Source organism: Acidobacteriaceae bacterium, from assembly GCA_028283655.1.
Classification (GTDB): domain Bacteria; phylum Acidobacteriota; class Terriglobia; order Terriglobales; family Acidobacteriaceae; genus Granulicella.
The window spans coordinates 2,196,868-2,210,473 of record JAPWKE010000003.1 but is presented as its reverse complement, the minus strand read 5'-3'; the positions used below and the strand labels follow the sequence as shown (position 1 = coordinate 2,210,473).

Annotated in this window: 13 protein-coding genes; 9 read left to right on the top strand and 4 right to left on the bottom strand. The window is 60.9% G+C overall.

The features are described 5' to 3' along the window. Positions 1-59: 59 nt before the first annotated feature. A complete protein-coding gene (locus PW792_12270) occupies positions 60-1,235 on the top strand; it encodes a VWA domain-containing protein (protein ID MDE1162707.1) in 1,176 nt (391 codons plus the stop codon). Here PW792_12270 and PW792_12265 read toward each other — a convergent pair. Further along, positions 1,220-1,417, bottom strand: a complete 198-nt coding sequence (locus PW792_12265; protein MDE1162706.1) for a hypothetical protein — start codon at positions 1,415-1,417, stop codon at positions 1,220-1,222. The two genes, PW792_12270 and PW792_12265, sit on opposite strands and share 16 nt — an antisense overlap. A 63-nt stretch (positions 1,418-1,480) precedes the next feature. Between PW792_12265 and PW792_12260 the strand changes: the two genes are divergently transcribed. Genes PW792_12260 through pyk form a run of 3 tightly spaced genes read left to right on the top strand, consistent with a single transcriptional unit; the run spans position 1,481 to position 4,632 of the window. Then, positions 1,481-2,047: a thioredoxin family protein gene (locus PW792_12260; protein ID MDE1162705.1), complete on the top strand. Its 567-nt coding sequence runs from the start codon at positions 1,481-1,483 to the stop codon at positions 2,045-2,047. Between the two features lie 13 nt (positions 2,048-2,060). Further along, positions 2,061-3,110 carry a YihY/virulence factor BrkB family protein gene (locus PW792_12255; GenBank protein ID MDE1162704.1) on the top strand — a complete coding sequence of 350 codons (1,050 nt, stop codon included), beginning with the start codon at positions 2,061-2,063 and terminating at the stop codon, positions 3,108-3,110. Positions 3,111-3,165: 55 nt separating this feature from the next. Beyond that, positions 3,166-4,632 carry a pyruvate kinase gene (pyk, locus tag PW792_12250; protein MDE1162703.1) on the top strand — a complete coding sequence of 489 codons (1,467 nt, stop codon included), beginning with the start codon at positions 3,166-3,168 and terminating at the stop codon, positions 4,630-4,632. A 35-nt stretch (positions 4,633-4,667) separates the two neighbouring features. On the opposite strand, the gene PW792_12245 is transcribed toward pyk, so the two are convergent. Continuing rightward, positions 4,668-4,982 (bottom strand): HigA family addiction module antitoxin, encoded by a 315-nt coding sequence (locus PW792_12245; protein MDE1162702.1) that lies wholly within the window; start codon positions 4,980-4,982, stop codon positions 4,668-4,670. Between the two features lie 8 nt (positions 4,983-4,990). Beyond that, positions 4,991-5,269 (bottom strand): type II toxin-antitoxin system RelE/ParE family toxin, encoded by a 279-nt coding sequence (locus tag PW792_12240; GenBank protein ID MDE1162701.1) that lies wholly within the window; start codon positions 5,267-5,269, stop codon positions 4,991-4,993. Positions 5,270-5,342: 73 nt separating this feature from the next. Here PW792_12240 and mutL point away from each other — a divergent pair, with 73 nt between their 5' ends. The 4 genes from mutL to PW792_12220 all read left to right on the top strand — a co-directional run bounded on the left by mutL (position 5,343) and on the right by PW792_12220 (position 10,810). Then, on the top strand, positions 5,343-7,289 hold the full coding sequence (gene mutL / locus PW792_12235; GenBank protein MDE1162700.1) for a DNA mismatch repair endonuclease MutL: 1,947 nt from the start codon (positions 5,343-5,345) through the stop codon (positions 7,287-7,289). 85 nt (positions 7,290-7,374) lie between these two features. After that, positions 7,375-9,714: a hypothetical protein gene (locus PW792_12230; GenBank protein ID MDE1162699.1), complete on the top strand. Its 2,340-nt coding sequence runs from the start codon at positions 7,375-7,377 to the stop codon at positions 9,712-9,714. 11 nt (positions 9,715-9,725) lie between these two features. Continuing rightward, entirely contained in the window at positions 9,726-10,436 is a 711-nt protein-coding gene (gene cmk / locus PW792_12225; protein MDE1162698.1) for a (d)CMP kinase, read from the top strand. Between the two features lie 173 nt (positions 10,437-10,609). Beyond that, complete coding sequence (locus PW792_12220; GenBank protein ID MDE1162697.1) at positions 10,610-10,810, top strand: cold-shock protein; 201 nt, start codon at positions 10,610-10,612, stop codon at positions 10,808-10,810. Positions 10,811-10,929: 119 nt separating this feature from the next. Here the strand turns inward: PW792_12220 and PW792_12215 are convergent, their stop codons facing one another. Further along, complete coding sequence (locus PW792_12215) at positions 10,930-11,832, bottom strand: hypothetical protein (protein MDE1162696.1); 903 nt, start codon at positions 11,830-11,832, stop codon at positions 10,930-10,932. Positions 11,833-11,891: 59 nt separating this feature from the next. Here PW792_12215 and PW792_12210 point away from each other — a divergent pair, with 59 nt between their 5' ends. Continuing rightward, positions 11,892-13,562, top strand: a complete 1,671-nt coding sequence (locus PW792_12210) for an MFS transporter (protein ID MDE1162695.1) — start codon at positions 11,892-11,894, stop codon at positions 13,560-13,562. The last annotated feature ends 44 nt before the right edge of the window (positions 13,563-13,606 follow it).

Here is a 13,606-nt window from a genome sequence, read left to right as displayed (position 1 = left end):
GAGAAGTGGTCGACTTTGTCGTCTACCGCGATTGATGTAACGTCTAAGCCGATATGCGAGTGTGGCGACAAGTTGCGTGGGTGTTGGCGGTTGCGGTTGCCGTTCCGTTGTGGGCGCAGGACGAAAAGCCGAAGGTCGGCGATCCCGTGAGCGTCCCGTTTCTGGTGCGCGACAAAAAGGGCGAGCCCGTCACCGGCCTCAACAAGGACAACTTCGCCATCAAGGTGGACGGCACCGCGCAGCCCGTGCGCTCCGTCACCCTCGGTGCAACCGACCCCATCCTCTACGGCCTCGTCGTCGACGTCGGTAAGGGCGAGCGCGACAACATCGACCGCGTGCAACGCGCAGCCCACGCGCTCGTCAAAGGCCTCCGTCCCGGCGACCGGATGTTTCTCGTGCAGTTCGCCAAGCAGATCGAACTCCTGCAGGAGCCAACCGCCGACAAGGCCGCGTTGGAGCGTTCCCTGAACCTGCTCGGCACCTCGAGCCCCTCCTTCCACCCCCGCCCCGACGGCCCCGAGGTCACGCGCGACAGCGAAGGTCGCCGCTCCGAATCCGGTGGCACCTCGTTGAATGACGCGGTCTACCTGAGCTGCGAAGAAGTCATGTCCCGCGAGAAAGTCGGGCGGCGCGTCCTGCTCGTCGCCTCCGACGGCGTCGACATCCACTCCAAAAAGTCCTCCACCGAGGTCGTCGAGTCCATCGAACGCACCCGCACGGTCGTCTACACAGCCTTCCTGCCCTCGAAACAGGAGCCTGGAGCCCAGACCAATCGCAACGGAAGCCGCAACGGCAGTGGGAACGGTAACGGTCGCCCAAGCATCGGCGGCCTGCCGGGCTCGTACCCCGGCGGCGGGGGTGGCTATCCCGGCAGCGGCTATCCCGGGAGCGGATCACCCAGCGGCGGCGGCAGCAACCCCAACGGCACCGGCCAGCAGAAGCCCAACACCGGCGACGAACGTCAGCACCGGCCTAACATCGACGGCACCCAGGTGCTCGCCAAGATGAGCCGCGCCAGCGGCGGCCGTCTGCTCAGCGAAGAAAAACACACCTCGCTCGAAGAGCAGTTCGCCTCCGTCAGCGACGATCTGGCCGCCATGTACTGGGTCGAGATCACGCCCCTCGGCAAGGCGTCGCGTCAGGCGTATCACTCGTTTGACTTCGTCGTCACGGGGCCTGATAAATCGAAAAAAGTCGAAGTCCAGACACCCGACGGCTACTACGCCGGCAGCTGATTTCCGCGAGTCAGCAGCATCGACACGTTCGAGTGAGTCGCCACATGCTGCGGCTCAAAGCTGCGCCCCGCAAAGTGCAGCACAAGCACGACCGCAACAAAAATAACAAGCATGCACGCCACGGCCAATATGCCGATGCCGCGAAAGTTTGGACGATTTGGTGGTAGCTGTTCAATCTGCATACTTGTTCTGATGGTTCGCCGCGCGGCATGGGTGCTTGCTGGGGTGGAATCCGTTGGCGCATTATGAAACGTATGCGTAACTTCTCAAACTGGAACAGGTTGTTGGCCGTCGTGTTGCTTGGCTCTGTCGCGGGAGTCGTTGCGTGTCGCAAAGCCGCCGCACCCGCCGTGGAAGACACTTCCGCGAAGCCGATGACAGCAGAACAGCGCAAGGCCGCGCACATCCCGGTCATCCGCCCCCAGCCGCGCAATATCTATCCTTCGATCAACGATGCCCCCGGCGACCTGAAGGCCGCGCTGAAAGAGGCCAAGGCCGATCACAAGCGCATCATCCTGGACTTCGGTGGCGACTGGTGCGGCGACTGCCAGGTGCTCGACGTCTACTTCCGCCAGTCCCCGAACGATGATCTGCTCGACAAGAACTTCGTGAAGGTGAACATCAACATCGGCCACGAAGACGCGAACACCGATATCGCCCACAAGTACGGCGTGCCGCTGCACGGCGTCCCCGCGCTGGCCGTGCTGGACGCAAACGGCAAGGTGCTCTTCTCTCAGGACACCCAGTTCTCTGACATGCGCTACATGGAAGCGCAGTCCGTCACCGACTTCCTGAATAAGTGGAAGGGCTGAGCGTAACGACTGCATGCTGGAAGACCCGACGCTACTGGACGCAGAGGAGAAGGACGACGACACCCCGCTGTGGATGCAGCCGGTGCGCGTCTTCCATCTCCTGCGTCGGGCCATCTTCGCCGCCGTAGAGCATGACGTGCTGACCGTGGCGCAGGCCGTGGCGTACTCCGCCATGGTGGCGTTGTTCCCGGCGTTGATCGTGCTCGCGGCGCTCGTTCCTCTGCTGCCGGACTCCTCGCCCTTCCAGTACCAGATGGCGATGTTCTTCAATCGCGTGCTGCCTTCCACCGTCGCCCCTCTGCTCCACGCGTACTTCATCACCACGCACAAAAGCCCGCAAACGGCTCGCGCCCTGCTCGGCACCGCTGTCGTCAGCATCACCGGCGCGGCCAACGTGATGGCGACACTGATGGAAGGCTTCCGCCGCGCACACGAGCTCCCCTTGACGGTCGGCAGCTTCTGGCCCCGCCGTCTCCGAGCGCTGGCTCTGGTGCCGCTCTCGCTGGTTCCCATGGCGCTGGCCAGCGGCCTCGTCGTCTTTGGCCACTTTTTTTCGGTATGGCTCGCCAGCAGAATGCCGTTTGAGCTGCAGCAACCCGTCTACGTGCTCTCCTTTGCCACGCGCTGGCTGGTCGCCCTCTGCGGCAGCGTCGGCATCATCGCGGTCATCTACCACCTCGGTACCGACCTCAGCACGCACATGCGGACGCACCTTGACCCCTTGCTGCGCGAGCCGTGGACGATTCTCCGTCGCGACTGGAGCTGGCGTGCAAGCCTCCCCGGCGCCATGGTCGCGACCTTCCTCTGGTTCCTCTCCACGATCACCTTCGGCTGGTACGTCACCCGCTACGCAAACTACGGCCGTGTCTACGGCCCTCTGGGCGCAGGTATCGCGCTGTTGATCTGGCTTTATCTCATTGCGCTCAGTGTTTTGGTAGGCTCGGAGTTCAACGCGCAGCTTCGCCTGCCGAAGCGCGACCGGCAGACGCGGGAGTTCCTCTTCAAGCTGCCGGACCTGCGTCGTCTTCATAAATCTGTTCGCGCAGGTAGAATGGCTGATTGACAGCCTTATATCCTGAAAATGTTTCAAAAGGCTATTTTTCCGAAGGGCAAACATCATGATGGGCAGCAAGAAGTGGTTGGGGAACGAAGGCTCGCGCCGGGCCAAGATTGTCGCAACGCTGGGACCGGCATCCAGCACACCGGAAACGTTCCGCCAACTCGTTCGTGCCGGGCTCGATGTAGCCCGCTTGAACTTCTCCCACGGCTCGCATGAGCAGAAGGCCGAACTGATCGCCATGGTGCGTCAGGTCGCGAAGGAAGAAGGCAAGCCGATCTGCATACTCGCCGATCTGCAAGGCCCAAAGATCCGTACCGGCGTTCTGGTCGATCACAAGCCCGTTCTGCTGGAGCAGGGCAAGCTGCTGACGATTACCCCCGAGCAGATTGAAGGCACGGCAGAGAAGGTCTCGACCGTCTTCACGACCCTCGCCGAAAACCTGAAGCCCGGCGACCGCATCCTGCTCTCCGACGGCCTGATTGAACTCCACGTCGTGGAGATCAAGGGCGTTGACGTGGTCACAACGATCATCAACGGCGGCATGCTCGGCGAAAAGAAGGGCATCAACCTTCCGAACATCAACGTCAAAGTTCCGTCGCTCACCGAAAAGGACGAAATTGATCTTGAGTTCTGCATCAAGCAGAACTGCGATGCAATTGCCGTCTCCTTCGTGCAGACAGCAGATGACGTTCGCTACGTGAAGTCCCGCATCGCTCAGCTTGGCTCGGACGCATGGGTCATCTCGAAGCTTGAGAAGCCGCAGGCGGTCGACCATCTGGAGTCGATTCTGGAAGCGACCGACGGCATCATGGTTGCGCGTGGCGACCTCGGCGTGGAAGTTCCGCCGGAGAAGGTTCCTGCGATCCAGAAGCACATCATTCGCCGTTGCGCGGCAACCCGCAAGCCGGTCATCACGGCCACGCAGATGCTGGAGTCGATGATCGACAACCCGCGCCCGACGCGTGCCGAAGCTTCTGACGTTGCGAACGCTATCTACGACGGCACCGATGCCGTCATGCTTTCGGCGGAGAGCGCTGCAGGCAAGTATCCGGTGGAAGCCGTGGCGATGATGGCGAAGATCGTTTGCGAGACCGAAGAGCAGATGCGTAACGAGCCGAAGGTGGCTGCACCGCAAAGCTCGACGCGCCGCAAGCTTTCGATTCCGGAGACGATCTGCGAGTCGATGGCGCACTCAGCTGAAGAGATGGACCTGGCTGCCATCGCCATCTTCACGGAGAGCGGAACAACAGCACGCCTGCTGTCGAAGTACCGTCCAGCCGCGCCGATTGTCGCGCTCGCTCCGTTCGAGTCCGTAACAAACCGCAACATGATGCTCTGGGGTGTCTGGCCGATCACCTGCAGCCGCTTCGAAGGCACGGATGGACTGGTGAATATGGCCGAAGACATCCTTGAAGCCGAAGGCATTGTGAAGGCAAAGGAAGTGCTCGGCATCGTTGCCGGTACGGCGACAAAGTCCGGTGCCACGAACTTCATGCGACTCCACCTGGTTGGCGACCGCAAGTAAATCTGCGAGAAGTGAACCAGTAAAAAACGCGGCCATCAGGCCGCGTTTTTCAGTTTGTGCTCGACTGGCTTGTGGGGCCGAACGGGCAAGATCTTTTGGCGTTTTTTACGCAGAACTTTTGCAAGATCGTATTGGTTCTGCAAGCGCAGCCAAAGCTCCGCATCGGTCCAGGGAAAGGCTTCGGCCAGCTTCGTGGCTACAAGCGGCGAAACACTCATACGGCCGTTGAGAATCATCGAGAGATTGGCTCGCGTCATACGCAAATGTCTCGCCAGATGAGTGATCGTAATGTCTTCTCCCATGGCTTCGCGAAGGATGGCACCGGGGTGTGCTGGGTTATACATCTGCATAGAGGGCCTCAGTGATAATCCTGGTAGTCGACAATTTCAGCGTCGCCGTTTTGGAAGCGAAAGGTCATTCGCCAGTTGCCGTTGACTCGAACGGACCAATGGCCTTCTAGGCTTCCCGTCAGAGCATGTAACGCCCATCCTGGAAAGTTCATCTGTTCTGCAGACGCCGCCCGATCCAGAAGAGACAGTTGCCGCCTCAGCTTTACTGCATGAGCAGGCTGTATGCCCGCCTTCGACCCAGTGGTGAAGAACTTCTCCAACCCTTTGTGTTTGAACGAGCGAATCAATCTCAGCGGCTCCGTTTGATCGGAAGTGTATCACGACGTGATACAGGCGTTACAACTCGATACAATCGTCCTCATGGGCCGTATTAAAGTTCTTTCCGACCAGGTTGCGAACCAGATCGCCGCAGGCGAAGTGGTGGAGCGACCTGCGTCTGTCGTGAAGGAACTGCTCGAAAACGCGCTCGATGCGGGCGCTACACGCATCCGCGTGGAGGTCGAAGGCGGCGGCCGCAAACTGATCCGCATCGTCGACAACGGTCACGGCATGGGACGCGATGATGCGTTGCTCGCCTTTGAGCGTCACGCGACCTCGAAGCTTCGTTCCAGCGACGATCTCCTGAGCATCGCCACGCTGGGTTTTCGCGGAGAAGCCTTGCCGTCCATCGCCTCGGTCGCGCGTGTGCTGCTGGAGACGCGTGCACCGGAAGACGAAGTCGGCACCGTCGTTGAGATCAACGGCGGCAACATGATGCGCGTCGAGGACGCCGGCCTGCCCGCAGGTACGACGCTGGCGGTGCGCGACCTGTTCTTCAATACGCCGGCCCGCAAAAAGTTCATGCGTTCGGAGCAGACAGAACTGGGCCATGTGGCCGCGCTCGTGACGCACTATGCGCTCGCGCATCCGCAGAAGCACTTCGAGTTGCACTCCGCGACGCAGACGCTCGTAATGGCTCCCGCCGTCGCCGATGCCGGGGAACGGCTGTATCAGATCTTCGGACGTGAAACGTTTCAAAGTCTCATACCCGTGACCGCGGAGATCGACTTTGCGCGCGCCGGATTGCCAGAACCCCCGCCCTGGAAGCGTTCTGAGGACTACGAAGCCCCCGAACCGGGCTTTATTCGGCTCACTGGTTTCGTTTCAAAACCTGAATTGCAGAAGCTCAACCGCAACTCGGTCTACGTCTTCGCCAACGGCCGCCTGATCCGCGACCGCCTGATTCTGCATGCCCTCACCGAGGCCTACCGCAACATCATTCCGCCGACCTCGTTCCCGGTAGTCCTTTTGTTTCTGGAGCTTCCGCCTCAAGAGATTGACGTAAACGTCCACCCGGCCAAGACCGAAGTGCGTTTCCGTCAAGGTTCGTTTGTCCATGATTTTGTGCGGGATGCGGCTCGGACAGCGTTGATGAATGCACGTCCTGCCGCAAGCTTCTTTCAGGCTCTTAACGCCGCTCCAACCGCAAGCGCCTCTCTCATGGTGGACATAAGTCCTTTATCTGGAGTAGATCAGCCGTTGACGGGGCCCAATGGCGTGGAGCCGGTGGCGCAGAGCGAAGTGATCGAACCGGCTGATGTGGCTGGGTTTGATCTGCGCGAGCGCGTAGTGCCGCCGTCGCCGGGCCGGTTGAGCTTTGAAGGTGCGGGGATTGCTGTTGGTTATGGCGAAAGTGACGTTGCTGCAGCAGTTGCGGAGAGCGAAGCGGAGCAGCCGACGCTGAACAATCTGGCGACGTTGAAGCCGTTGGGGCAACTGCGCGATTCGTTCATCCTCGCCGTAAATGAAGAGGGGCTTTGGATTGTGGATCAGCATGTCGCGCATGAGCGCGTGCTGTTTGAAAAGATCCTGCGCGAGCGCCAGGTGGAGGCGGTACAGCGCCAACGTTTGTTGATGCCGCTGCTGGTGGATCTACTTCCGGAGCAGATGGTGAGATTTACCGACATTGCTGAGGAGTTGGAGCGGAATGGCTTTGAGGCGGAGCCGTTCGGGCCTCGGACGTTGGCTGTGAAGGCTGCGCCGGTGGGGCTTGAGGGCCGGGAGCTGGAGCGCGTGCTCGAGGAAGTGCTTGGAAACACAGAGAAAACCGCCCAGGTGGAGAACGAAGAGCTGCGCCGGACGAGGATTGCGGCGTCGATTGCCTGCCACGCGGCGATCAAGGTGAACATGCCGCTGGAGCCCTCCAAGATGGAGTGGTTATTGTCAGAGTTGGGTAAGACTCAGCATCCTACGAGCTGTCCGCATGGCAGACCCATTGCACTGCGGTATTCTATGAAGGACATCCAGCGGGCGTTTCAGCGCATTTAGTCTCCCTGAAGAGGCCGATCGCGAAACGGATACGCTGCAGCGCAGGCCGGTTTCCTCGGCGCTGCGCTCCGAGAAGAGGAAAGTTTTGGCTACATCACAGCAGTTTAACGAGGCCCAACTTGTGGCCGTGCGTACACCCTTGTGGCATCAGGCAGGCGAGCCGGTGCTCACGCTCGAGGCGGCGCGCGCGTTCCTCGACGAGTTTGGCCTTGTATCGTTTGCTCCGCAGAAGCTCGCGCTGACCGCGCCGACACTGGTGGAAGCAACCCTGGGCGAGAAGAAAGAAGAGCCGACGGCAGCGGACGCGCAGGTGGCGCGTGACCTGGTGGCCCGCCTGACCGCAGATGGAACGGCGCTGCCGTTGAACCTGCTGAGCACGGCCGGCGATGCGCCGGACTTCGTGGTTTCTCTGGCAGCGTTCAAGTACATCTTCACCCTGCGTGGTGACAAGAGCTGGAAGCAGGCCCCGGCAACCTCGGGTGCGGTGAAGGTTACGCCGCTGGCGCTGCGCTGCTATGAAGTGCTCGAAAAGGGCGAAGCGATGTCCGCCGCAGAGTTGGCGAATGAGCTGGGCCGTGAGGTAACGGAGACGGCTGTGCTGCGTTCGCTGAGCGAGCTGTGGCAGATGCTGCGCGTGCTTCCTCTGTTGGCGCAGGGCGATGGCGCGACTCTGTGGGAGCTGACGACACGCCGCTTCACCAAGCACATCAAGGCTGGCGTGAACGCCGGTCAGCCGACCGCTTTGTCGGCGCTGGTTTCGTTCTACTTTGCACAGACCGTTGCTGCGACTCCTGAGGACCTGGAGAACTTCCTTTCGCCGCTGGCGCCGCGTTCGCGCGTGCGCGAGGTGATCGGTGCCCTGCGTTCGGCGCGCGAACTGGAGCCCACCGTATTGAACGGTCAGGAGTTCCTGTACGTTGTGGGTACGCTGCCGGAGTTCCCGGAAGTAGCAGAGCCAGAAAAGACCGAAGAAGAGCTGGCTGCCGCTGCTGCGATGCCGCCTCGTCGTTTCTCCGAGACGGAGATGCCGGAGCCTGGTCGCATTCGCAAGTTTGAGAGCCCCGAGGGCAGCCGTCCTTCGTTCAGCCGTAAGCCTGCCGGTGCGTTTGGCGCTGGCCGCGAAGACCGTGAGCGCCGCCCGTTCACCCGTCGTAGCGAAGAAGGCGAAGCGAAGACGGATTTCACGAAGCCGTGGAATGAAGACCGCAAGCCGTTCGACCGCCCGCGTCGCCCGTTCGCTCCGCGCGAAGGTGGAGATGACCGTCCGCGTCGTCCGTTTGCACCGCGTGAGGGGGGCGAAGATCGTCCCCGCAAGCCGTTTGCGCCTCGCGAAGGCGGTTTTGATCGTCCTCGTAAACCGTTCACTCCCCGTGAAGGCGGAGAAGATCGTCCTCGCCGTTCGTTCGGTGGTGATGGTGGCGGCCGGTCCTTTGGCGGCGGCAAGTCGTTTGGTGGACCGCGCAAGTCGTTTACCCCGCGTGAGGGTGGAGAGCGTAAGCCTTTTGCTCCGCGTGAAGGCGGCTTTGATCGTCCTCGTAAACCGTTCACTCCCCGTGAAGGTGGAGAAGATCGTCCTCGCCGTTCGTTCGGTGGCGACGGTGGTGGTAAGTCCTTCGGCGGCGGCAAGTCGTTTGGCGGACCTCGTAAGCCGTATGCTCCCCGCGAAGGTGGTTTCGATCGCCCGCGTAAGCCGTTCGCTCCCCGTGAAGGTGGAGAGGATCGTCCTCGCCGTTCGTTCGGTGGCGACGGTGGTGGCAAGTCCTTTGGTGGCCCTCGTAAGCCGTTTGCTCCTCGTGAGGGTGGCTTCGATCGTCCTCGTAAGCCGTTCGCTCCTCGCGAAGGCGGAGAAGATCGTCCTCGCCGCTCGTTCGGTGGTGACGGTGGTGGTAAGTCCTTCGGCGGCGGTAAGTCGTTCGGTGGCCCACGCACGCCGTATGCTCCGCGCGAAGGTGGCTTTGATCGTCCTCGTAAGCCGTTTGCTCCCCGTGAAGGTGGAGAGGATCGTCCTCGCCGTTCGTTCGGCGGTGATGGTGGCGGTAAGTCCTTCGGTGGCGGCAAGTCGTTTGGTGGACCGCGCAAGCCATTTACTCCTCGTGAGGGTGGCGATGATCGTCCCCGCAAGCCGTTTGTTCCTCGCGAAGGTGGCTTTGATCGCCCGCGTAAGCCGTTCACCCCGCGTGAAGGTGGAGAGGATCGTCCTCGCCGCTCGTTCGGTGGAGACGGTGGCGGCAAGTCTTTCGGCGGCGGTAAGTCGTTCGGCGGACCGCGCAAGTCGTTTGGCGGTGGCAAGCCTGCAGGAAAGTTTGGCGGCAAGTCTGAGGGCAGCCCCAAGCGTAAGCCTGCGGGGTTCAATGACAAGCCTGTCGATTACCCGACGGTGAACAGAACGGTTCCTCGCAAGCCACGACCGGGTTCCGGGGAGTAAAGTAACGCGCGATGAACTCTTCTACTGTTGAGACAACCGGACGCCGCGAGCGTCCGGTGATTGCAATCGATGGGCCTGCGGGAGCGGGCAAGAGCACAGTGGCGGCGCACCTTGCGCGTCACTTTGGCTACCTGAACCTGGAAACCGGTGCGATGTATCGAGCGCTGGCGCTGAAGGCTATCGAGAACGATATCGACTTTGCCGACGGTGAGGCGCTGATGCGTCTCGCCGCGGTAACGAAGATTCGGCTGGAACCACAGTTGGAAGGCAATCGCGTATTGTTGGACGGCGTGGATGTTTCGCGCCGGGTTCGCGATGGCGATGTGACGGCCGCGGCGTCAAAGGTGAGCGTGCATCCTCCGTTGCGTGTGTGGATGGTGGACCAGCAGCGCGCGCTGGGCAAGGCCGGTGGCGTGGTGATGGAAGGCCGCGATATCGGGACAGTCGTTTTTCCGGATGCCGAGGTCAAGATTTTCCTGGATGCGGCCCCTGAAGTACGAGGAAATCGCCGTTACCGTCAGGCTGGCGTCAACGATGCGAAGGTGACGGAAGAGTCGCTGGTGAAGGACCTGAAGGAGCGCGATGAGCGCGACCGGAATCGCGCGGATTCTCCGCTGAAACCCGCAGAGGACGCGGTAATTCTTGATTCTACGGGGCTCTCGCTGGAGGATGTGCTGACGAAGGCTGAGACGATAGTGGCGGAGCATCTGGCTACGCGCTAGTTGCACTTCTTATAGTGCAATAAGTCGATTGAGGAAATTTTCCGGTGGAAAAATAGTCCGTCGTGCTAACATTTCCCCATCGTTTGAAACAGATTGGTTTTCTGCAGCTCCAAGGCAGCCGAAGCCCCGATTTGGATTCAGCGTCAAAGTAAATCACACAAGGACTACGAGTTATGGAACAGGGAACAGTTAAGTGGTTCAACGACGCCAAGGGTTTTGGCTTCATCAGCCGTCAGAATGGTGAAGACGTATTTGTGCACTACTCTGCAATCAACACCAACGGTTTCAAGAGCCTGCAGGAAGGCCAGGCTGTTCAGTTCAATGTGGTCAAGGGACCTAAGGGCTGGCAGGCTTCGGATGTACAGCCCCTGTAAGCTTCAACGAGCAAGACCGTAATACTGCATCACTTTTGAGGTCAGGAAACGATCGCACAAGTTTGCATTCGGGGAAATGGAGACAGCTTCGGCTGTCTCCATTTTCTATGTCCGGGGGATTACTTTGGCGCAGGCGGAACTTGCGGGGCGGGCTGGTCGTCAGACTCTCCGAGCGGAAGGATGCGGGCAGAGGAACGGAACTTTTTGTACTCCGAGGCCTTGAGATGCAGGCCGCCGTTGAAGCTGACGAAGAGCAGGTAGCGTAGCGAGCCTCGGGCGTCGATGGTGTCGGGGAGCCAGACGGCGTTGTCGACCTTTACGGAGCGAAAGTCGAAGGTGGTGCCCTTGTGGAGGTTCATCAGGAGGCCGCCGCCAATTTTGAAGTCCTTGTCGAAGATGCCGTGCGCGGCGACGAGGACGTGATCGGCCTGGTCGATCCAGACGGTTCCGGTGAGGTCCTTGAAGACGGACTCGAAGGCCGTGCGAGTTTTGGCGTCGGGGTTGCCGTGGTAGTCCATGACCCAGACGGGGCGGCCGGAGAAGGTGTCGGGGTGGAGGTTGGTGAAGCTGCCGAGTTCGAGGATGCGAGAGACGGTGAGGAGTTCGTCGCCGCGGGCGTCGGTGGGTTTGCCCTGAGCCAGGCGCTTGGCGCGCTGCTCCTTGGCTTTGTTGATCTGCTTATCGATGCGCTCATCTTCTTTACGCTTTTCGTCGTCTGTGAGCGGTTTGCCGTTGCGGGCGAAGAGTTTATCGACGCGGACACCGTCGACGGTGAAGCTGTCGGAGTCGGTGCTGGTGGACTTTTTTACGGCGCCGGACTTGGTGTAGTCGAGGTTGTCGACGTGGACTTTGTAGGTGTAGTCGCGGGTGGCGGCTTCGGCGGCTTTCTGGTTCTGCTCGACCTCGAGCATGAGCTTAGCTGGGTCGGGCAGCGTGGGGGCTGCTGGTTCCTGGGCTACGAGGCTTCTGCCGGGGAGGATCGCGGTGGTGAGGCAGGCGGCGAGCAGAAGAGGAAAGCGCATGGGGTTCATCATACGTTCGAGCGCAAAATGGCTTGGGGTGTGTAGCATCCAAAGAGACGATGGGCGAAACAGGGCATGTAGATTCGACTGATGTTGGGGCTGTGAAGACTCAGGCTACGGGAGCGGGCGGTGGGCCGTTTGAGCCGCTGAAAATTCCGCTTTTCCGCGACCGGTGGGTGGCTTCGACGGTTTCAAGCGTGGGCACGTGGATGCAGGACACTGCAGGCACGTGGCTGATGACGGCGTTGACGACGTCTCCGCTGTTGATTGCGCTGATGCAGACGGCGGCGAGTTTGCCGGTGCTGTTTCTTGGACTGCTGGCGGGCGCGACGGCGGACATTTATGACCGGCGCAGGCTGCTGATCTTCTGGCAGGCGTGGATGCTGGTGAGCGTCGGCGTGCTGACGATTCTGACGTTTTTCGGCGTGGTGTCGCCGTGGGCGCTGCTGGCGTTTACGTTCCTGCTGAACATTGGCTCGGCGATGAACAACCCGGCCTGGCAGGCGATTGTGCCGGAGCTTGTGCCGCATGACCAGTTGCCGGCGGCTGTGACGCTGAACGCGGCGAGCAACAATATCGCCCGGGCGGTGGGGCCTGCGCTGGGTGGCTTGATGATCGCCGTCTTTACGCATGCGGTGACGGGCGCGGCGTGGGTGTTTGCGTTCAACGCGGTATCGTTTGCTGGCGTGATCTGGATCCTGTGGCAGTGGCATCGACAGGCGATTTTCAAGAGCGCGTTGCCTGCAGAGCGGATCGCTGGGTCGGTGCGTTCGGGGCTGCGGTTTGTGCGCTACTCGCCGACGTTGCAGGGATCACTGATTCGGGCGTTTGCGTTCTCGTTCTTTGTGAGTGCAGTGTGGTCGTTGCTGGCGCTGGTGGCGAAGAGCGATCTGAAGCAGGGCGCGATGGGCTACGGCATTCTGAACGGATGCCTGGGACTGGGCGCGGTGGTGGCGGCGACGACGCTGTCGCGGATTCGGCAGAAGCTGAGCGCAGACAAACTGCTGGCGATGACGTCGATCTACTACGTGCTGGCGCTGCTGGTGCTGGCGTGGGTGAAGATGCCGGCGGTGGTGATTGCTACGCTGCTGGGCGCGGGCTTCTGCTGGACGTCGACGATGAGCACGCTGAATGTGAGTGTGCAGTTGAGCGTGCCGCAGTGGGTGTATGCGCGGGCGCTGGGCACGTACCTGATGACGTTTCAAGGCGGGTTGGCGATTGGCTCTGTGGTGTGGGGAGCGATTGCGGAGCATTATTCGACGCGCGTGTCTCTGACGTGCTCCGCGGTGGGGTTGGCGTTGTCGCTGCCGTTTACGCTGCGTATCCATATTCTGAAGGGAGCGCTGCCAGACCTGACTCCGTATCAGTTCAAACGGCCGATTCCGCAGTTCCCGACGGCTCCGCACCCAGAAGATGGGCCGGTGCGCGTGTCGATTGAGTACTGCGTGAAGCCCGAGAATTATGCGGCGTTTACGCGAGCGATTCATGAGTTGGAAGGGGCGCGGTTGCGAGATGGTGCAATCCGCTGGGGTATCTATCGCGATGCGGCGATGCCGGACCATCTGAACGAGACGTTTGTGATGGAGAGCTGGCTGGACTATCTGCGCTCGCGTGAGAGAACGACGCTGGCGGATCAGGAGATTCGTGAGCGGGTGTGGGCGTTGCATTCGGGCGATGGCCCGCCAGCGGTGACGCACCAGGTGTGGGCTACGGAAGTACCGATGGACTAGAGGGTGGAGCTTAGAGGGTAGAGGAAGTAGGGAGTAGGGCAAAG